Genomic DNA, 20,716 nt, shown 5'->3' on the forward strand with positions numbered 1-20,716 from the left:
GGCGCGAGCGCGGGTTAGCTGACGCGCGTGAGCTGGAAGAGCACCGTGTTTTCAGGGTTCAGGATCGGGGTTGTGATTCCGACGCTTGCCCACGCCCTACCGCTCAGCACCTGGTCCGCGATCCCGCGCTCGTGGAGTTCGGCGTTGAGGCGCTCGTAGTCGCGCGCATTGCCCGGCGTGGGAGCGAGGAAGCCCGAAGCGTTGCTCATGACGGGGGAGGGAACATAGCCAGAGGGCTTCGCGCCCGGCATGAGGACTTCGAGCTTGTAGCGCGCATCGTCCTCGAGGCCCGGGAAGTAGAGCCGACCCGTCTGGTAGGCGTCGCTCCTCGAAAGCGCGGTGAAGGCAAAGAGGGCCCGGGAAGCGTCGGACGCCACGACCCCGTGCAACGCAACCGATTCGTCGCCGAGATCTACACGCACACGATCGCCCGTGAAGAGAAGCTCGCGCTGGTTCTTGTAGAGGCGAACCCACGCGCCGAGTTCTTCCATCTCCGCATCTGTCGCAAGGCGAAGATCCCACTCGATGCCGAAGTGGCCGAAAAGCGCAGTTGCCGCTCGGTAGCCGATCGAGTGGAGGCGGCCCGTCGTGTGCGAAGCGCCCGAAGCGACGTGCGAGCCCATGAGCTCGAGCGGGATGAGCTGATTGGTCCAGCGGTTCATCATCTGTCGCTCGAGAGGGTCGATGCAGTCCGAGACCCACACGCGATCGGTGCGTTCGAGAACGCCAAGGTCGATGCGGGCGCCGCCCGAGCCACACGCTTCGATTTCGAGGCCGGGGAAGCGCTCCTTGAGCTCGTCGAGAAGGCGGTACGCGGCGAGAGTCTGCGCGTGAGTTGCGGGCTGGCCGGTTTCGCGGAATCCTGCCTCGATGAGGTCGCGGTTGTGATCCCACTTGATGTAGTCGATGTCGTAGGTCTCGAGAATTGCGACCATCTGATCGCGCACATGCGCATACGCCTCGGGAATCGCGAGATTGAGGACCTGCTGGTGGCGTGACTGCTCGGGCAGGCGCTCCATCGTCGTGCCCATGATCCACTCGGGATGCTCGCGCGCGACATTCGAATCCTCATTCACCATCTCGGGCTCGAACCACAAGCCAAACTGCATGCCGAGGCCCTTGACGTGCTCGATGAGCGGCGTGAGTCCGTTCGGCCACACGTCCTCACTCACAATCCAATCGCCGAGGCCCGCGTAGTCGTCGCGGCGATCGCCGAACCAGCCATCGTCGAGAACGTAGCGCTCGACACCAAGCTCGGCCGCCCGGTCCGCGAGGTCTTTCAGTCGGTCGAGGTCGTGATCGAAGTACACGGCCTCCCACACATTCAGCGTGACCGGGCGATCCGTGTCCACGTGGTTGTCGCGTGAGCGCAGCCACGCGTGGAAGCGCTGCGCGACCTCATCGAGGCCCACACCGTGGCTCGCGTACACGTACGGCGATTCATAGCTCTCGTTTTCCGCAAGCACGACCTCACCCGCGAACAGCCCCTCGCCGCCCGCGAGGATTGTTTCGCCCGCACTCGTACGCTCAACGATGTGCCTGTGCTGGCCGGAAAAGCCCGTGTGCAGTGCCCACACTTCACCGGAGGAGTAGGTGAATCCGCGCTCGCCCACGTGCAAGAGGAACGCCGAATCGGCGCCCGTGCGGCCGCGGCGGTTCTCGCGCATGTGCTGGCCCACGCGCACCGGTAGGCGCTGGGGTTCGCGCTCGCGGGTCCAGCGGCCGGCAAAGTCAAGGATCTCGTTCGCTTCCGACGGCACCGGGAGCGCCATCGTGAACGACTGCAGGCGGTAGTTTCCCGCTCCTCGATTCGTGAGGGTCCCCCTCATGCGCACGAGACCTGAATTCAGGAGCTCGAGGGTGAGAACCACCTTGAGGCCGAGCGGGGCATCCTCGAGTGTGAGGGTGAGAACGTCCTTTTCGCCGGAACCGTCGGACACGCTGTGCTCAATCGTGTGGGTCGTGAGCCCGAGGCGAGGAGCAAATCCAGCGCCGTTATCGCGCCCGCCGAGGAGGCCTGGTTCACCGAGCCAGCCGTCGGCGTCCTGGGGCAGGAGGCCCAGTCGCGGCGGGATGTCGAGGGCGTTCTGGTTAGGGGCGACCGTGGCGGCTTCGAGGAGAAGCTCGAGTTCGGCGTTCGTGAGGTCGCCGAGGTCGGAGCCCCAGTAGACGACGGCGGGCACGCGGCCCGCGGTGAGATCGAGGGCGATGCTGACTCCCGCGCGGCTCAGGTAGAGGGCGTTCTCGGTTTCGAGGGCACGAGAGTCGGCTGCGCGGAACGCGCGGAAGGAGCGAGAGGCGGCGGGGGCGTGGGCAGTGCGGGCGAGTGACATGAAGGAAGTCCTTTGTGCTCGTGTGTGCTGTGCTCGTATGTGCTCAGGGTCGTCCGTGACCCACTTATTTTCACACCAAAATAAACGCGCGTCTACCTCCCGTTCAGGGTGGAGAAAAACGACATTGCACCCCTGATTTCGGGCATCCCCATGCAGTTTTCTCCACCTATACGATGGGGGATTGCGCTTGGGGTTACACTCGGCGACATGGAATTCACGCAGGCGGCGAAGCTACAGAACGTCCTCTACGACATCCGCGGGCCGGTCCTCGACGAGGCCGCGCGCATGGAGAACGAGGGGCACCGCATTCTCAAGCTCAACATCGGCAACCCCGCGCCGTTCGGCTTCGAAACGCCCGACGAGATCCTCGTCGACTTCATCCGCCAGGCTCACGTCTCCCAGGGCTACACCGATTCCAAAGGCATCGTCGCGGCCCGTCGCGCCGTTGCCCAGCACTACCAAACCCGCGGCCTGCCAGGGCTCCACCTCGACGACATCTACCTCGGCAACGGAGTGAGCGAGCTGATCCAGCTCACCGCTCAAGCACTCGTCAACGACGGCGACGAGGTGCTCATCCCCATGCCCGACTACCCGCTGTGGACCGCGTGTGTCACCCTCGCGGGCGGGACTCCCGTGCACTACCGCCTCGATGAAGATAACGACTGGTTGCCCGACCTCACCGACATCGCCGACAAGGTCACGCCCCGCACCAAAGCCATCGTCGTCATCAACCCCAATAACCCCACCGGTGCGGTGTACACGAAAGAGAACCTCACGGGCATAGTCGACATCGCCCGCAAGCACGGGCTCATGATCCTCGCCGACGAGATCTACGACAAGATCCTCTACGACGACGCGACCCACACCTCGATCGCCTCGCTCGCCCCCGACCTCTTCACGATCACCTACAACGGCCTGTCCAAGGCCTACCGGGTCGCGGGTTTCCGTGCCGGCTGGATGGCGCTGTACGGGCCGAAAGAACATGCCAAAGGCTTCATCGAGGGCCTCGACATGCTCTCGAACATGCGCCTATGCGCCAATGCTCCCGCGCAGCACGTGATCCCCACTGCGCTCGGCGGCTATCAAACGATCAAAGACCTCGTGGCCCCAGGTGGTCGGCTGCGTGAGCAGCGCGATGTCGCCTACGAGGCCCTCGCACGGATCCCCGGCGTAAGCGTCAACAAGGCGAAGGGGGCGCTCTACATGTTCCCGAAGATCGACCTCGACATGTACAAGATCGAGGACGACGAAGAATTCGCACTCGGCCTGCTTCGCCAGAAGAAAATCCTCATCACAAAAGGCACGGGATTCAACATCCCCACGCACGACCACTTCCGCGTCGTGACCCTGCCCGACGCGGACGTGCTCGAGAACGCGATCGACCGTATCGCCGACTACCTCGCGAGCATCCGCCGCTAGCAGCGTGTGGTGCGCCGGTTATTCGCCGCGCGCAATCCGGATCATCTGCTCGCGGTCGATCTCCTTGAGCGATGGGCGTGCGTTACCGTCGGAATCCTTCCGCTTCGCACCCGCCTGGATCTCGTGTTCGTGTAGGCGCAGCCACCCGTCCCAGTCGACGTAGCGAATGCCGCGCTCGTTCAGTAGGCGCACGATCGAATCGGGATCGCGGTCGGCGCACGGCTCGAGCACGCCACCTTCGATGTCTTCGATCATGTGGGTGACGGTCTCGATCGCGTCGGATTTCGTGGCGCCGATGAGGCCCACGGGCCCACGCTTGATCCAGCCGTTCGCGTAGCACGCGGGCACAACAGCGCCCTCGGCGGTCGTGACACGGCCCTCGTCGTTGTGGATAACGCCGCGCACCGGGTCATAGGGAACCCCGGGCAACTCCGAGCCGAAGTAGCCGACGGCGCGGTAGACCTGCTGCACGTCGTACTCGACCATCTCGCCCGTGCCCTCGAGCGAGCCATCCTCCGCGAGACGCGTGCGTTCGAACCGCATGCCGGTCACGCGGCCGTTCTCGCCGAGCACCTCCACGGGGCGGTGCCAGAAATGAAGATGGAGCCGACGCTTCACCTCACCACCATCGCGATCTGTGGGCTCTGCCCCGCTCGTCTCGCGCTCTTTTTGCGCCTCGAGCCAGCTCTCGAACGTGCTTACGACCTGATCGATGCGTTTATCCGAGCGGATTCGCTCCCATTCCTCATCGGTGATCTGAGCGAAATCGCGTTCGTCTACAACGACCTGCACGCCCTTCGGATGGGCGAGCTCGCGCGTTTCGAGCGGGGAGAATTTGGCCTGTGCGGGGCCGCGGCGACCAAACACGTGTACGTCGGTGATCCGGGAGGCCTTGAGGCCCTCGTACACGTTGTCGGCGATCTCGGTCGAGAGAAGTTCGTCGGCGCTCTTGGTGAGCATGCGCGACACGTCGAGCGCGACGTTGCCATTGCCGATCACGGCGACGGATTCGGCATCGAGGTTCCACTCGCGCGGGTAATCGGGGTTGGAGTCGTACCACGCGACGAAATCGGCAGCGCCGAGGCTGCCCTCGAGGTCGATTCCTGGGATGTCGAGCTGGGCGTCCTTGAGGGCGCCGGTCGCGAAAATGATCGCGTCGTAACGTTCGCGGAGGTCCTCGATACTCAGATCTTTTCCAAACGCGACGTTGCCGAAGAAACGCATATCGCGGCGATCGAGGATACGGTGGAGCGCGGTCGTGATGCCCTTGATGCGCGGATGGTCGGGCGCGACGCCGTAGCGGATGAGTCCAAACGGTGTCGGGAGCGCATCGAAGATATCGACCTCGATCTTCAGGCGCCCCTTCTTCGCATGCGGCGTCTTGTTGAACGTCTCCGCCGCATACACGCCGGCCGGGCCGGAGCCAATCACGGCGATGCGAAACGGGATGTCTGTGAAAGTGCTGGTCACGGAGGTCCTTATGCTCGGCGGGTGTGCGTGCAGCGCGCCTATTGCGCCGCGGGCTTTTCGACACTCGAGACTAGCGTTAAAGCGTCCCCCGGGCGAGGGAGGTGTGAGCAGCGCGCGGAGATTGGGCAGTGTGGTCAAAGGGGCGGTCACGGGGGCGAAGTGCGACGGTTGCCCTCTCCTCAGTTCGCCCCACGTGCATGCACACATGCTTGAGGGTGGAGAAAAATGACGCGACGCCCCTGATTCGAGGCATGCCTGGTCACTTTTCTCCACCCTCATACAGTTGTCGTGCTTTTCGGTTCGGGTCGGGGCGAGGCGGGGCGCCCGAGCACGCCTCTAGGGGCGTGCCCGGCCGACTTAGCGAAGGTTTAGTACTCGGCCGGCTGCACGATCACGAAGCCGGGGCCGTGGAAGGCGAGCTGGAAGGTTTCACCCGAGCCGCGGCCGATGAGCGCGCCCGCGTTGAAGTCGTTCTTGATCTGCGGTTGGAGGTTCGCCGACCAGCACACGACCGCCTGCGGGTCCACGTACGTGGGCTGCTGCGAGCAGTCGAGAAGAAGAGGCTCGCCGTGCGAGGTGATCGCGACCATGCCGTGGCCCTGGAGAAAAAGGTTGGTAAAGCCGCCCGCGACGAGACCTGCGCCGAGGCCGCCGCCGATCATCTTGATGTCCCATTCGATGCTCGAGTCGAACGCGAGCATCTTCGTTGTATTGAGCGAGAGGGCTTCGCCCTCGAGTTGAATGAGGAAGATTTGCGAGCCGTTCTTCGCGAAGAAGATCTCGCCATTGCCGGTGGTGCGCATCATGTTGGCGCCCTCGCCCGTGGCCATCTTCTTCACGAGCCTCATGCCGCCGCCCGAGCCCTGGTACTTGAACTTCATCTCGCCCTGGTAGGCGACCATGGCGCCCGCGGAGGAGACGATCTCGGGTGCGCCCGGGTTAAGACGGCAGCGCAGCATGCGCTTGGACTGGAGTGCCCAGCGGTCTTGGGTCTGGACTTCTTGGTGCTCAGGTGAAAAGAGTTCAGATCTCATGCCCTCACCATAGGTTGTGGCGGCTCCCACTTTCCTGGAGGTCATGAGATCAGAACAATTGTTATTGGAATCGTTTGAGGCGAAGCGAGTTGCTCACGACGAAAACGCTCGAAAACGCCATCGCGGCGGCCGCGATCACGGGGCCGAGAAGGCCGATCATGGCGAGCGGGATCGCGATGACGTTGTAGATGAATGCCCAGAACAGGTTCCAGCGGATCGTGCGCACGCACGCGCGCGAAAGCCGAATCGCGGTGGGGATTTGTGCAATGTCGCCACCGGCGAGCACGATGTCGCCCGAGTTCATTGCGGCATCGGTGCCCGTGCCCATCGCGAAGCCGAGATCAGCCTCGGCGAGGGCCGCGGTGTCATTGATGCCATCGCCCACCATGGCTACGCTCGAGCCTTCGCTGCGAAGTGATCGCACGAGTTCGAGCTTCGCCGCAGGCGTGAGTGACGCATGGACCTTCTCGATGCCGACCTCGCGCGCGATGTGCCGCGCCGCAGCGGGGTTGTCGCCCGTAGCCATGACGGGCTCGATGCCGAGCGCGCGAATCTCCTCAACGACCTTCGTCGCTTCGGGCTTCACGGTGTCGCTCACGCGCACGAGCCCCGCAACCTCGCCGTTGACGCGCACGAGGGAGGTCGTGTGCCCCGCCTGCGCGGCTTCGCGGAGGGAAGCGGAGAGGGGTGCTGGCAGGGCGGGTGCGCTCGGGTTTTCGGTTCCGACGCTTGCTTGGCCAGCGTCGGAGAACGCAGAGATGTCAATCTCCCACGGGCCTTTACGCTCACCGAGCGACCCGCTCACGCGCGCCGTGATTCCCCGACCGGCGTGCGCCTGAGCCTCCTCGAGGATGAGCGCAGCGCTACCGCTGCCCGCAGCCTCGACGATCGCCCGCGCGATGGGGTGCTCCGAGCCAGATTCGGCGGCGCCCGCGAGCGCAAGAACCTCCTCTTCGCTCCAGCCGCTCGCCGGCGTTACCGAGTGCACGCGCATCGCGCCGCTCGTGAGCGTGCCGGTCTTGTCGAGAACGATAGCCGCGATTTCGCGCGAGGCTTCGAGCGTGCTCGCCGAGCGAATGAGGATGCCGAGCTCGGCGCCCCGTCCCGTGCCTACCATGATCGCCGTAGGTGTCGCGAGGCCGAGTGCGCACGGGCACGCGATGATGAGCACGGCAACGGCCGCGGTGAATGCTTGCTCGGCGGTGTTGCCGAGGGCAAGCCACGCGATGAGCGTGAGGACGGCGAGCACGATGACGACGGGCACGAAGATGCTCGCGACCTTGTCGACGAGCTGCTGCACTGGAGCTTTGGAGGCTTGCGCGTCCTCGACCATCTTCGCGATATGGGCGAGCTCGGTGTCGGCACCCACGCGCGTCGCGCGTACGAGAAGTCGGCCCGTGGTGTTGACGGTCGCGCCGGCGACCTCGCTTCCCGCGCTCACCTCCTCGGGTACGCTTTCGCCCGTGAGCATCGAGCGGTCGATCGCGGAGGAGCCCTCGAGGATCACGCCGTCAGTCGCGATCTTCTCCCCGGGTCTCACGACGAACACGTCGCCGACGCGCACCTTGCCGATCGGGATCTCGACTTCGGCGGTGGTGCCGTCGGACCGAAGCTCCACGATGGTGGCCCTCTTCGCGCCAAGATCGAGCAGCGAGCGGATCGCCGCGCTCGACTGGTGGATGGCACGAGCCTGCGCGTAGCGACCCACGAGCACGAGGGTCGTGATGACCGCCGCCGATTCAAAGTAGATTTCGTGCGCGCCGTGGTCGCCCCGGCTGAAGGCTGCGCCGAGACTCATGTCCATCTGCATGCCGATCTCGCCCGCGCCCCCGAAAAGGAGCGCCCAAATCGACCACAGATAGGCGGCGAACGTGCCCATCGTGACGAGCGTGTCCATCGTGAAGCCACCGTGCTTGATGTTCACCCAGGTCGCGCGGTGGAATGGGGCACCGCAGTACAGCACGACAGGCGTTGCGAGGACGAGCATCGCCCACTGCCAGCCTGGAAACTGGAGCGGCGGGATCATCGAGATGAGGAAGATCGGCGTGGAGAGGATTGCCGCGAGGATCGTGCGGTTCAGCGTTTCGCGCTTGTCGCGCGCGGCGCGTTCCTCGGCGCTCGTGTCCGGACCTGCGTTGGTTGTGCTTTCGGTAGCTGCCTCTCGCACGTGTGCCCCGTAGCCACCTTTCTCTACGGCTTCGACGAGCTGCGCATCCGTGATGGATGGGTCATTCACCTGCACGCTCGCGCGTTCGAGCGCGAGGTTCACGACCGCATCGACCTCGCCCACGCGCCGCAGCTTCTTCTCGACGCGCGCAACGCAACTTGCGCACGTCATGCCGGTGACGTCGAGGGTGACGGTTCGCGGTTCGGTAGGTGGTTTGGTGCTGGTCACGGGGGCCTTCGCGGGTTTGTGCGGGTGGGGGAGGTGTTCGGGAGGGGGTTATCCGATGATCGCGTAGCTTTCGCCGGCTTCTTCGATTGCGGGGGTGATGTCGGCCTTCGTGAGGGCGCGATCCGCTTCGATCGTTAGGGTCGATTCGCCGCCCTTGACGAGGTCAACCTCGGCGCTCTCGACGCCCGCGAGTTCCGAAACCTCTTCCTTGACGGCGTTGACGCAGTGCCCGCACGTCAGGCCAGTGATCTTGAATGTCGAGGTGGTCATGGTGTGCTCCTTATTGTCGTTGTCTGCGTGGGCGCGGTGGGCGCCACGCATCCACGATACCCCCTAGGGGTATGAGATTCAAGGGGTATCCGCAGCTTCAGGGCGACGAATTCCCGGATCGGTAGCATGGGGCGCATGAGCACCCCCACGAGCCCAAGCGAACATTTTGGCGAAAGCCAACCTCAGCGCCGCCCCAGTTTCTACGATTCGCACCTTCGTGAAATGCTCGCCGACTCCGGATACACGCTCCAAGAGCGCATCGGCAGCGGCGGCATGGGCATCGTGTATCGCGCAACGGATGCGGCTGGCCTCGACGTTGCTCTCAAGGTTCTGCGCCCCGAAATCGCGGGCGATGAACATGCCCGTGCCCGCTTGAGCCGTGAGATGCGCGCCCTGCAACGCGTCAATCACCCGAATGTCTCGCGAGTTCTCGACGCCGAATTCGATCTCGACGTCGCTTTTCTCGTCACCGAGTACATCCCCGGACCCACCTTTCAGCAGGTGATCGACCAGTGGGGGTATCTCTCCCTCGAGCACGTCCGCAACATTGCCCTGCCTCTCGGAAGGGCACTCCTCGAGGTGCACGACAAGGGTGTGGTGCATCGCGACCTCAAGCCAAGCAACATCATGCTCCGCAATGTCAACGGGCCGAACGTCGACTTCGATTTCGACCCGATCGACCCCGTCATCATCGACTTCGGCATTGCGCAGGCCGCGGAAGAATCGCGCATGACCTCGACCGGCCTCATGATGGGCACGATCGCCTACCTTGCCCCCGAGGTCATCAGCCACAACACCGTGGACGCCGCCGCCGACTGGTGGGCCTGGGCAGCGATGCTCGCGCACGCCGCGACTGGTTTCCCGCCCTTCGGTAAGTCGCGCCTGCACAGTGTCTACAGCAACGCCATGTGGGGTGGCCCGAGCCTCGAAGGGCTACCCGAGCCATGCATCGCATGGTTCGAGGGGGCCTTTGCACCGGAGCCTGGCGACCGCACGCCGCCCGAGCAGCTCATCGAGGCGCTCGAGAATCCTCTGGTGTGGGGAACTGGGGGATACGACCCGGTGGGTCGGGAGGCCACTTCTTCCGGCTCCTCCCCCTCCCGCCCCTCCGACGCTTCCTCCTCCCCCCACCCCTCTCAGATTGACGTAGGTAAACGTGTGAAACCCGCCGAGCTGAATGCTGCAGGAGCCGCAGGGTTGGGAGGCGCTGCGGCCGTGACGGGCTCGTCCGGTTTGGCCCAGTCGGGCGGGTCGAGCGCGGCTAGTTCGGCTTTCGCGGATGTTTCAACTCCGACGCCTCCCACTGACCCCGAGGCCACCGCGCCATTACAGCCGAATAGCTACCTCAATCCAGAGGGGAAAGGGATTGGGAAAGGGGTTGGGGAAGGTGTTAAGGAATGGGAGGGGGCTGGTTCGCCCGCCCCGGGTAGCGAGGGAAGCCCCTATGACGAGGGTGATACCGATGAGTGGGATGTGGCCGACGAAGAGCCGACCCAGGTCATACCCGTCCACGATGAAACACCCACAGCGAAATTTGCGCCCATCTCAACCCCCGCGGCGCCCCCCACGGGACCGGCAGCCCCCCACCACGGGGGAGCGATGCCGAGCTGGCAACCGTCGGATCCTGCTCCGCAGAACCTCGGACCAAGCCCTCAGGGCCCATACCATCAGGCCCCTTACCAGGCCGTCCAGCCTGGACCTTACGGCGCGCAAGGGTACGGAGTGCCGCCTCAGGGGTTCATGCCGGCGCCCGTGCCATATCACTTGCGTGAACCGGAACGGCGTACCGTTCTCGTTTTACTCGGCATGGTTCTGTTCACGGCTTTTGGCGCACTTGTGCCGCTCGCAGCACTGATCTTGCTCGTGCTGATGACAGCTTTCGCGCGCACCTGGCAGCGCTCATGGATCGCGAAAGAAAAGGGCCAAGACAGGGGGAAGGGGGCCGGGAGCATCACAACCGCTGCCGTGCTCTTGGCGGTTCCCCGCTACATTGGCGCGCTGCTCGAAGCTCTTCTTCAGGCCCTCATTCCGGTGATTGTCACGGCAGGCGTTCTGCTCGCGATCGACGCTGCACTCGTGTGGCTCACGCACTTCCAGGTGCACTACGCGATCTACGCGGGTGTCCTCGTTGGGCTGACGACCTTGTCCCTGTGGTGGGGGATCGGTGCGCGCACGACGCGATTCGGGGGGCATCGACTCGTGCACGCAGCAGCACCGAGCGGGCTGTGGACCGCGGTGATCGCGGTCCTTCTGATCGTGCTTATCGCAGCAGTGTGTTTCACGATCGCCTCACGCGGTGGCACAATTGACTACTTCCCCTACGTGGGTGAGTTCCGTCTCGAAGACATTTCACCCTGGAGGCGATGAAGCATTTGCGCTCGTGTCCGCTAGGATGGCACGCGGTAAACATCCCGATCACTTCGTGATTTGACCTTTCCGGAGGAGACATGGCCGAGAAGTCCTCAGCTCAAGAGGTGCGCGAAGCGCAACGAGTGGAACTTCGCAAACAACGCGAAAAAGAGCTGAGCCGCCAAAAGCGTGTGCGTACCGCGGTCATCGCGGCAATCGTGGTCGTAGCGCTCGCCCTTGTCGCCGGCCTCGGCTACCTCCTCTACCAGGAGTACGCGCCCGAGCCCGATCTCGAGCTCAACCAGCCGACATCGATTAGCAAGGACGAGCCGATGCTCTCCTTCAAGGCCGACGACACGAAGCCTGTAGTCGACGTCGTTTTCGACTACATGTGCCCGTTCTGCGGCAACTTCGAACAGATCAACAGCGGCGACCTCCACGAGATGATCGAAAATGGCGATGCGACCGTGAACTTCCACGTGCGCACCTTCCTTTCCGAAAAGATGTCGACCACGCAGTACTCCGCCCGCGCGGGCGGCGCTGCCGTGTGCACGTACGAGGATTCCCCTGAGGTATTCCTCAAGTTCCACGAGCTCCTCTTCGCGAACCAGCCTGCCGAGGGCGGCCCCGGGCTGAACGACAGGGAGCTTGAAAAGTACGCGAAGGAAGCCGGCGCGAAAGACGCCACGATCTCGTGCATCAAGGATCAGAAATTCCGCCGTTATGCGACCGATGTGCTTGAACCTGCCGCTGCAAAACTTGCGCGCGCAACTCCAGCCGTGATTATCAACGGAAAGGAGTGGGGATCCGACGGTGCCTGGCAGCAGCCGGGAGCTTTGAAGGAAGCCGTGTCCTCCTCGGGCTCTCCCGGCGCGAGCGACGCTGGCGGGGCGAGCGATTCCGGTAAGTAAACTCGCGGCGCACGCTATAGTGGTGCGAGTGCCGCAACGCTGAAGTAGCTCAGTTGGTAGAGCAGCTGTCTTGTAAACAGCAGGTCGTGGGTTCGAGCCCCATCTTCAGCTCCACTAGAAGCCCAGGTCGGCACGACATTACGTCGTCAGGCCTGGGTTTTCTTTTGCCATTTTGGGAATAACGAGCGTCAGGTCGAGGGGGATACGCGCGGGGGTGGCGCGATTCGTCGAAAGTCCCCTTTTCTAGGGAGGTAGGGGCGTAGTGTGAGTCACAAGTGACTAGTGGCAACCGACACAGGAAAAGGACCCCCTCATGACCGCAACGCCGCAGGTCGAGCGCACGCTCGCCACCCCGTTCACGATCAACACGGTGGAAATCCCCAATCGTCTCGTGATGACTCCCATGGGAAGCGATCTTGCGAACCCGGATGGAACCGTTGGCCCGCGCCTCCTCAAGTACTGGCTCGAGCGCGCCGAAGGCGGTTGCGGCCTCCTCATCACCGAGATCACCCGCGTGAATGATGAGCACGGCGCCGGAACCCCGAAGCAGCTCTCCGTGACGCGCGACGAGCTCGTTCCACAGCTGGCCGAGGCCATCGAGGCCGTGCACGCGCGCGGATCAAAGGTTTTTCTTCAGCTCCAGCACCCCGGCAACCAGGGCCTTCCCCAGCTCAATAAGGGGCAGGTCACCGTCGGACCCTCCGCCGTGCGATCCGAGCTCACCAAGGCCCCCGTGCGTGCCCTCGAAAACGAAGAAGTGAAGAGCCTCGTGCAGGACTTCATCAACGGCGCGCGCCGCGCGAAGGAAGCCGGTGCGGACGGCGTGGAGATCCACGGCGCTCACGGCTACCTCGTTGACGAGTTCCTCTCGCCTCGCACCAATAAGCGCGAGGATGAGTACGGCGGTTCGTTCGAGAATCGCTGCCGTTTCCTCGTGGAGATTCTCGATGGCGTGCGCGAGGTTGTGGGCCCGGACTTCCCGATCTCGGTGCGTCTTTCGATTTCGCAGTGCTACGACCTGATCGGCATGCCCGGTGTGGGTAACGAGGTTGCCGACGGCGCGCGGATCGCCAAGGTGTGCGAGGAGCACGGTGCCGACCTGATTTCGGTGTCGTCGGGCACGTACGAGACCGGCGTGACCGTGATCGAGCCCGTGAACACGCCCCGCAACTGGCGCGACCCGCTCATTCGTGCCGTGCGCGACGCCGTGAAAATTCCGGTCATGGGTGTGTCGATTGTTCGTGAGCCGGAGCAGGCAGAAAAGATGCTGAACGACGGCCTCGTGGACCTCATCGCGATGGGCCGCTCGTGGCTTGCCGATCCGCAGTGGGGCATCAAGGCCATCGAGGGCCGCGACGCCGACATCACGCGCTGCATCGGCTGCATGTACTGCTTCGAGGCGCTCTTCTCGGGCGGCCACGTCGAGTGTGCCGTCAATCCGCGCTGCGGCTTCGAATCGGAGTTTGCGATCGAACCCGAGCGCAATGCCGAAGGGCGCACGGCCCTCGTGATCGGTGGCGGCCCCGCGGGCTGTGAAGCCGCGGAAACGCTCGCGAAGCGCGGCGCGAAGGTCACGCTCGTCGAGGCCGAAGATACGCTCGGTGGCCAGGTCGTGCCCGGCACGAACCCTCCCGGCAAGGAACCGATGGGCTGGCTCGTGGAGAACTACGAGCGTCGCCTCGAGCAGGCTGGCGTTGACGTGCGACTCTCGACGCGCTTCGGCGCCGACGAGGTGCGCGAGTTCGGTGCCGATGCGGTAATCGTGGCGACGGGGGCCGTTCCGGTTGTGCCGCCCATCCCCGGTCTTGACGGCGAGAACGTGGTCGACGCGATTGACGTGCTCGGCGGTACGCGCGAGGTGCGCGGCCGTGCGATCGTTGTGGGCTCGGGTATGACGGGCCTCGAGACCGCGGAGCTCATCGCCGCACGCGGTGGCGAGGTCGCCGTCTATGAGATGGCTCCTCAGCTCGGCGCGGGCGCATTCCACATGAACCTCATTTCGGTGACCTCGAAGCTCAAGAAAGCTGGGGTTCCGATGCTCACGGGGCACCGCCTCGTGGAGGTGAACGGCACGGGTGCGGTTTTCGAGGCCGACGGTTCCCAGGTGAACGTCGAGGCTGAGACCTTTGTGCTCGCGATCGGTATGCGTAGCGAGAACACGCTCGCAACCGAGCTCGAGGCGGCGGGCGTCGATTTCCGCACCGCGGGCGACGTGTCCAAGGTGGCAAAGGTAGCGCAGGCGGTGGCATCGGGCTACCGCGTGGGCCTCGACGCCTGAAATATGCGCCGTTGCACCGTGCGCGCAAGCGCGGGCATAGGCTCGTGCTGGACCTCGTTCAGGGTGTAGAAAAACGGCGTAATGGACTTGATCTGGGTTCCCCTAAGCAGTTTTCTACACCCTCAATGTGGTGGGGCGCTTAGACATGTGGGGTCCGACGGTGACCCGGCCTCCGTCGGACCTCATGCGTGTCCTCGAACCGGGCGTGTGTGCAAGCCGTTGCGAATGAATTCGTCGAGCAGCTGCTCATACTTCTCCCACTTGAAGAAGACGTGCTCGTAGGTGAGGCGCACGACCGTGTAGCCGCGAGCGGTAAGGACGGCATCGCGGGCACGGTCGCGATGGTAAGCGGTGCGGTCGGCGTCGTGGAATTCCCATGAATCGAGTTCAATGACGAGCGAATTGCCGATGAGGATGTCCACCCTCCCCACATCTTCGATGGCAACTTGCTGGCGAAATTTGATGTTCTTCCGCGTGAGTCGGAAGGCGAGGGCAGACTCTGTACCCGAGTCAGAGAGTGACCTCGGCGTACCGATTTTCTGTGCTTTCCTCTTGCTGGCGCCTGCGAGGATTCTTGCCGAGCTGTCTTCCGTGATGAGCCGCTTGGCGAGGGCAGACTCGAGCACGATGAATGCTTGCTCGGGACTTCCGCACCTGACGGCTTCGATGAGTGCGTCCTCGAGCCCCATGACAATGCCGCCAGTCTCGTGCGGTTTGCGCTGGAGATGCCTGTGATGCCCGATGGTGTCCGCAGATGCACGGCCGGATTCGAGTCGCCGTCGAGTCGAGGTGAAGTGCCGCTTCTCGAGATCCATCGGGGGAATCCAGAGGCCGTAGAGCCTCAGGGCATCGAAGCAGGTCACCCAACAACCAAGCCTCCCTGCCTCAAGAGCGATGGGCGGTGTGCCGTTGCGCGGGAGGTACTCGTGACGGCCGACGCACATCATCTGGCCGGTTTTAAGTGCGGCATCGAGGGTCTCGACGGTCCAGCCGGCGGCCTGCAACTGGTGGATTGTGGAGATCGGTGCTGGTTGATTGGGATGCATGCCTCCACATTGGCGCGTACGGCGGCGATGCGCCGGGGGTGAAGACCTCATGGTGGATAGCTGGTCGCTGTGGAGTGCGACTCCGTGGTGAGTGCCGAAAAACTTCGGGTGTAGGTAACAGTGTCAGATGCGCCGATTGAGGGATTGTCTGTGCTTTTTTCTCCACCCTCAAAAAGAAGCGGCCGGGGAGATTGGCTTAAGTTTGGGCAACTATTAGCTCGACCCCCGCACACGATCAGGGTGTAGATAATGGTGTTAGGTGACTTGATTAAGAGGTTACCTATGTGTTTTTCTACACCCTGAAAAGATGGGGCAAGAAAAGGGGCAGCTGGATCAGTCGCGGCTCGCCTTGAGCGCTGCCTTCACCATTGCGTGCACGAAGTCGTTGAAGCCCGCCGCGTCGATGAAGCCTTGAATCTCGAGATGGGTCCAACCGTGGACGCTCGCCCACACGGCGCGCAGGAGTGTCGTGGCATCCTCGGGGGAAGTGTCGCTCGTGGCACCGTACTTCGTGCGACCTTCAGTCATGGCCTTCGAGAGGTGCTTAGCAATGGATTCGAATGCGTCGATGTTTGTGCCGAGTTCGCGAAATGCTGCGAGTAGGTGGTTGTCGCGGCGCGAGATGCCAGTGCCGATTGAGCCAGAGGTGACGTCGGACTTCTTCGTGCCCGCTGTGCCCGGTGCACCGTTGGCTTGGGCTGCCCGGTCGGGGACCTGGTCAGCTTGATTGAAGATGACGTCGAACAGTTCCGGGTTTTCGACAGCCCAGTCATGGAGGGCGATCCCGAGAGCCACGAGGTAGTTTTCCGGATCCTGGTCGTGGCTCACCTCGGTGAGATGCGCGGCGAGGTCACCGGCGGAGGTGACGACGACGGAATCGAGGAGCTGCTTCTTCCCACCGAAGAGGGAGTAGACGGCAGTTGTTGACGTGTTGCATGCGGCGGATACGTCGCGAAGCGAAACTGCCGCGGGACCGCCCTTGGCGAGCGCCTTCGACGCTGCTGCGATGAGCTCGACACGGAGCTCTTCGTCGTGATGGCGGGGAGTGTTCATGCCCGTGGGACTCCAATCAGGTGTGCAGATGTCGGCACTTTCGGTGTGTAACGACTTCGTAACTATAGGTCTTAATCCTACGAGCGCAACCGGGATAATTCCTAAAGTTGGGCGACCAAAACAAGGTCATTTGGGCGTTAGGCCTGGAGTTTTGCCAAAACTTTAACGGTTGGTGCAGTTTCGGTGGTGTTAGCGATTTGTTAGTTGGTGGTGGAGGTCACTCGCGCCGAGTTGTTTTCCTCATGAAGCACGGTTGCTATGGCGTGGCCCAATCCACTTCGCTGACGCCTCGATCCCTCAATAGCGCGTTTGCGCGCGAAAATGGTCGGGACCCAAAAAACCCGCGACGCGCAGATAAAGGTGAGGGGTGAGCAGACTCGATCACGCTCACGCCGCCCTCGGTAAGCATCGGTGCAAGGGAGCGAGCGTCGCGACCCCACAGGATCGCCACGAGAGGACCGCCGCGCTCCACGAGGGCCTCGATCGCGCGCATCGTGATCTCTTCCCAGCCTTTTCCTCGATGCGACGCCGGCGCCCCCGGTGCGACCGTCAAAGCCCTGTTGAGAAGCATGACGCCTTGACTCTGCCACGCTGAAAGATCCCCGTGCTCACTTGGTGGAATGCCAAGGTCTGCCTCGCGCTCAAGGTAAATGTTCTGGAGTGACCGTGGCAGGGGTCGCACGTCGCGCTCCACGGCAAAACTCAAACCGATCGGGTGGCCGGGTGTGGGGTAGGGGTCTTGGCCTACGATGAGCACCCGCACGTCTGCGAGCGGAGCTTCGAATGCGCGAAAAATCCGATCACCGGCAGGCAGGTAGCGGCGTCCGGCAGCGAGCTCAGCACGCAGGAAATCGCCCATGGCTCGGATGTTCGGCTCGACACGTGCGAGAGCTTCGGCCCAATCGGCGGCCATGATGTCGGTGAGCGGGGGCTGCGCGATCTCGTTCATGCCACCAGCGTACGGGGCGCACCTAGACTTGACGCCATGACTGATGAGCCAGAGCTGAGCGAAACCGATCGCGCGATCCTTGATCTTGAGGCGCGCGTGTATCGCAGTGCGGGCGCAAAGGAACGCGATATTTTGCGGTTCACTGGCCTCACCCCGGCTCGCTATCACGCGCGGCTCGTTCGACTCATGCGGGAGCCGGCGGCGGTGCGGTATGCGCCAAGTGTGGTCCGACGGTTGCTGGGGCGTACGCGTTCCTAATGTGGTGCACGGTGCGCCTACCCCTTAACTCCTTGTGGTGCGCTGTTGTGCAATGAAGGCTGCGCTGGTCTTCTATTTCTAGTCTTTTTCGACGCACCTTTCCGACCGATGGAAGAGGTGGGTGATGGGTCTTGGGGCGGCGGTTGGAATGGCGGAGGTGGATGCTGGGGTGCCGAGGCCCCTCCAAGGTGTAGAGGCGCCCCCCGGGGCGCAGTGAGACCCCCTTAGGGTGTAGAAAAGTGCAGGGGCAAGCCAAAAATGACAGACCTAACACTGTTACCTACACCTTGGAGTGGGGCGGCGCGCCGTGTCCGTAATTGCGCGTTCGGCGGTCCGCTGCCGATAAAATGACCTCGTGGCAGAGCAGAGCACGTACCCGTACGAACCGGACCAGTTTGACCGCGAGGCCGATCAGGTGGGCGCACATGGCGCTCACCGCGCAGAGGAGCCGTTCTTTAAGCGGAACCTTTCAACGATCATTGTGATCGTTGCGGCGCTTGTGGCGCTCGCGCTCGTGCTTTGGGCTGTCTCGGGTCTCGGCAAAGGCAGTGAAAATACGCCGGCTCCGGTGGATTCCTCGGTGTCTGCGCCTGCCGATTCTGGTGAGAACGGTAGCGACGACCCCGCAGCAAGTGATAGCGGCGGCAACGAAGGTGCAGCCTCTGAAGAACCTTCGGAAGAGCCCGCTGTCGAGGCCAACCGTGAAGCGCCCGTGCTCCTACTGAACGGCAAGCGAAAGCAAGGGATGGCTGGCCGCTGGCAGAAGGCTCTCGAGGAGCAGGGCTGGACCCACATCGATACCGACACCGGCAAGCGCTCCAAGACTGCTGGCGTCTACTACAAGAGGGACGAGGACAAGGCGACTGCCGAGGCCCTCGCGAAGTACGTCGGAGTCGAGGCTGAGCAAAGTGACAAATACAAGGCGAATATCGTGGTCGTCGTTATTGATGAACCCGGCGATCTCGCCGAAATTGACGGCGCGGAGCAGGGTGACGACGGCGAGTAAAGACTGCCGCAGCGCGTCAATGGCCCCCGCGATGCGCGTCTCGAGAGGCGCCGCGGAGGTGTGCCATCACGCTCCCAGAGAAATTCTCAGCAAGCGTTAGCACTCTTCGCCTCAGAGTGCTTATGATGGATTAGCACTCGCACGGCGTGAGTGACAACGGAGGTTTGGCAACCGTCGGACCTCCACCACCCGCGCCGCCGCGAGCTTTCCAGTGAGGTGAGAGCCCCACCGACCCAGACGTGAAGGGGAGGGCAAGGCTCGTCCGTCGCGGGCACCTGGCTGGAGCACACTCACACACTTTGGGAGTTACCACTCATGGCAAAGCTCATCGCATTTGACGAAGAAGCACGCCGCGGCCTCGAGCGGGGCATGAACCAGCTCGCTGACGCCGTGAAGGTGACCCTTGGGCCGAAGGGGCGCAACGTCGTCCTCGAAAAGTCCTGGGGCGCGCCGACCATCACGAACGATGGCGTGTCGATCGCGAAGGAAATTGAACTCGAGGATCCGTACGAGAAGATCGGTGCGGAGCTCGTCAAAGAGGTCGCGAAGAAGACGGACGACGTCGCCGGTGACGGCACGACGACCGCAACCGTTCTCGCGCAGGCCCTCGTGAAGGAAGGCCTCCGCAACGTTGCCGCGGGCGCGAACCCCATCGCCCTGAAGCGCGGCATCGACAAGGCCGTCGCCGCTGTGAGCGAGAAGCTTCTCGCGCAGGCTGTCGAGATTGAGTCGAAGGAACAGATCGCGAACACCGCCGCGATCTCGGCCGCAGACCCGGCAATCGGTGAGCTCATCGCCGAGGCCCTCGACAAGGTCGGCAAGGAAGGCGTCATCACGGTCGAAGAGTCGAACACGACCGGCCTCGAGCTTGAGCTCACCGAGGGCATGCGTTTCGACAAGGGCTTCATTTCGCCCTACTTCGTGACCGATCCGGAGCGCCAGGAAACTGTTCTCGAGGATCCGTACATCCTTCTCACCTCGTCGAAGGTGTCGCAGCTCAAGGATCTTCTGCCGCTTCTCGACAAGGTCATCCAGGCCAACAAGCCGCTCGTGATCATCGCCGAGGACGTTGACGGTGAGGCGCTTCCCGCGCTCGTCGTGAACAAGCTTCGTGGCGTGTTCAAGTCGGTCGCTGTGAAGGCCCCTGGCTTCGGCGACCGCCGTAAGGCAATGCTGCAGGACATGGCGATCCTCACCGGTGGAACCGTGATCTCGGAGGAGGTTGGCCTCTCGCTCGAGACCGCCGACCTTAATGTGCTTGGCCGCGCCCGCAAGGTTGTTGTCACGAAGGACGAGACGACGATCGTTGAGGGTGCCGGCGACGGCGAGCAGATCGCTGGCCGTGTCAAGCAGATCCGCAGCGAGATCGAGGCGTCGGATTCGGATTACGACCGCGAGAAGCTCCAGGAGCGCCTCGCGAAGCTCGCTGGCGGCGTGGCCGTCATTAAGGCGGGTGCCGCAACCGAGGTCGAGCTCAACGAGCGCAAGCACCGCATCGAGGATGCCGTGCGCAACGCGAAGGCTGCTGTGGAAGAGGGCATCGTCGCCGGCGGTGGCGTGGCCCTGATCCAGGCTGGCAAGGATGCTTTTGCGTCCCTCTCGCTCGAGGACGACGAGGCCACCGGTGCGTCGATCGTGCAGGTCGCGATCGAGGCCCCGCTCAAGCAGATCGCCTCGAACGCCGGCCTTGAGGGCGGCGTTGTCGCGTCGAAGGTCAAGCAGCTCCCCGTGGGCGAGGGCCTCAACGCTGCGACCGGTGAGTACCAGAACCTTATTGAGGCTGGCGTGCTCGACCCGGTCAAGGTGACCCGTTCGGCCCTTCAGAACGCCGCGTCGATCGCTGGCTTGTTCCTCACCACGGAGGCCGTTGTTGCCGATAAGCCGGAGCCCGTCAAGGCTCCCGCGGGCGGCGACATGGACGCCATGGGAGGCATGGGCGGCATGA

The 20,716-nt window shown here is 63.4% G+C and carries 15 protein-coding genes and 1 tRNA gene; 8 read left to right on the forward strand and 8 right to left on the reverse strand.

Annotated elements, in window-relative coordinates; genetic code table 11:
• Window positions 1-14: 14 nt before the first annotated feature.
• Window positions 15-2,333: an alpha-galactosidase gene (locus tag M3B90_RS06560; RefSeq protein WP_259889220.1), complete on the reverse strand. Its 2,319-nt coding sequence runs from the start codon at window positions 2,331-2,333 to the stop codon at window positions 15-17.
• Window positions 2,334-2,540: 207 nt separating this feature from the next.
• Here M3B90_RS06560 and M3B90_RS06565 point away from each other — a divergent pair, with 207 nt between their 5' ends.
• Window positions 2,541-3,752 (forward strand): pyridoxal phosphate-dependent aminotransferase, encoded by a 1,212-nt coding sequence (locus tag M3B90_RS06565; RefSeq protein ID WP_259889221.1) that lies wholly within the window; start codon window positions 2,541-2,543, stop codon window positions 3,750-3,752.
• Between the two features lie 18 nt (window positions 3,753-3,770).
• Here the strand turns inward: M3B90_RS06565 and M3B90_RS06570 are convergent, their stop codons facing one another.
• From M3B90_RS06570 to M3B90_RS06585, 4 genes are all read right to left on the reverse strand, one after another.
• The gene (locus M3B90_RS06570) at window positions 3,771-5,222 is read right to left on the reverse strand and encodes an FAD-dependent oxidoreductase (RefSeq protein WP_259889222.1); all 1,452 of its coding nucleotides are present in this window, start codon (window positions 5,220-5,222) and stop codon (window positions 3,771-3,773) included.
• Window positions 5,223-5,590: 368 nt separating this feature from the next.
• The gene (locus M3B90_RS06575) at window positions 5,591-6,256 is read right to left on the reverse strand and encodes an AIM24 family protein (protein WP_259889223.1); all 666 of its coding nucleotides are present in this window, start codon (window positions 6,254-6,256) and stop codon (window positions 5,591-5,593) included.
• A 61-nt stretch (window positions 6,257-6,317) separates the two neighbouring features.
• A complete protein-coding gene (locus M3B90_RS06580; protein WP_259889224.1) occupies window positions 6,318-8,651 on the reverse strand; it encodes a cation-translocating P-type ATPase in 2,334 nt (777 codons plus the stop codon).
• 48 nt (window positions 8,652-8,699) lie between these two features.
• Entirely contained in the window at window positions 8,700-8,921 is a 222-nt protein-coding gene (locus M3B90_RS06585) for a heavy-metal-associated domain-containing protein (protein ID WP_259889225.1), read from the reverse strand.
• Between the two features lie 135 nt (window positions 8,922-9,056).
• Between M3B90_RS06585 and M3B90_RS06590 the strand changes: the two genes are divergently transcribed.
• The 4 genes from M3B90_RS06590 to M3B90_RS06605 all read left to right on the forward strand — a co-directional run bounded on the left by M3B90_RS06590 (window position 9,057) and on the right by M3B90_RS06605 (window position 14,459).
• Window positions 9,057-11,288 carry a serine/threonine-protein kinase gene (locus M3B90_RS06590; RefSeq protein WP_259889227.1) on the forward strand — a complete coding sequence of 744 codons (2,232 nt, stop codon included), beginning with the start codon at window positions 9,057-9,059 and terminating at the stop codon, window positions 11,286-11,288.
• A gap of 80 nt (window positions 11,289-11,368) precedes the next feature.
• The gene (locus tag M3B90_RS06595; protein ID WP_259889228.1) at window positions 11,369-12,181 is read left to right on the forward strand and encodes a DsbA family protein; all 813 of its coding nucleotides are present in this window, start codon (window positions 11,369-11,371) and stop codon (window positions 12,179-12,181) included.
• A gap of 38 nt (window positions 12,182-12,219) precedes the next feature.
• A tRNA-Thr gene (locus tag M3B90_RS06600) sits at window positions 12,220-12,295 on the forward strand.
• Window positions 12,296-12,494: 199 nt separating this feature from the next.
• Window positions 12,495-14,459 (forward strand): NAD(P)/FAD-dependent oxidoreductase, encoded by a 1,965-nt coding sequence (locus M3B90_RS06605; RefSeq protein ID WP_259889229.1) that lies wholly within the window; start codon window positions 12,495-12,497, stop codon window positions 14,457-14,459.
• Window positions 14,460-14,641: 182 nt separating this feature from the next.
• Here M3B90_RS06605 and M3B90_RS06610 read toward each other — a convergent pair whose 3' ends face one another.
• From M3B90_RS06610 to M3B90_RS06620, 3 genes are all read right to left on the reverse strand, one after another.
• On the reverse strand, window positions 14,642-15,505 hold the full coding sequence (locus tag M3B90_RS06610) for an endonuclease domain-containing protein (RefSeq protein WP_259889231.1): 864 nt from the start codon (window positions 15,503-15,505) through the stop codon (window positions 14,642-14,644).
• A gap of 333 nt (window positions 15,506-15,838) precedes the next feature.
• A complete protein-coding gene (locus tag M3B90_RS06615) occupies window positions 15,839-16,558 on the reverse strand; it encodes a TetR/AcrR family transcriptional regulator (RefSeq protein WP_259889233.1) in 720 nt (239 codons plus the stop codon).
• Window positions 16,559-16,814: 256 nt separating this feature from the next.
• A complete protein-coding gene (locus tag M3B90_RS06620) occupies window positions 16,815-17,507 on the reverse strand; it encodes a uracil-DNA glycosylase (RefSeq protein ID WP_259889234.1) in 693 nt (230 codons plus the stop codon).
• A gap of 36 nt (window positions 17,508-17,543) precedes the next feature.
• On the opposite strand from M3B90_RS06620, the gene M3B90_RS06625 reads away from it, so the two are divergent.
• The 3 genes from M3B90_RS06625 to groL all read left to right on the forward strand — a co-directional run.
• A complete protein-coding gene (locus M3B90_RS06625; protein WP_259889235.1) occupies window positions 17,544-17,765 on the forward strand; it encodes a DUF3263 domain-containing protein in 222 nt (73 codons plus the stop codon).
• Window positions 17,766-18,120: 355 nt separating this feature from the next.
• Window positions 18,121-18,771 (forward strand): LytR C-terminal domain-containing protein, encoded by a 651-nt coding sequence (locus M3B90_RS06630; protein ID WP_259889236.1) that lies wholly within the window; start codon window positions 18,121-18,123, stop codon window positions 18,769-18,771.
• A gap of 315 nt (window positions 18,772-19,086) precedes the next feature.
• Window positions 19,087-20,716 (forward strand): chaperonin GroEL (gene groL / locus M3B90_RS06635; protein WP_259889238.1); only part of this gene is annotated, 1,630 nt, incomplete at its 3' end.

The organism is Dermabacter sp. p3-SID358, assembly GCF_025147465.1.
Classification (GTDB): domain Bacteria; phylum Actinomycetota; class Actinomycetes; order Actinomycetales; family Dermabacteraceae; genus Dermabacter.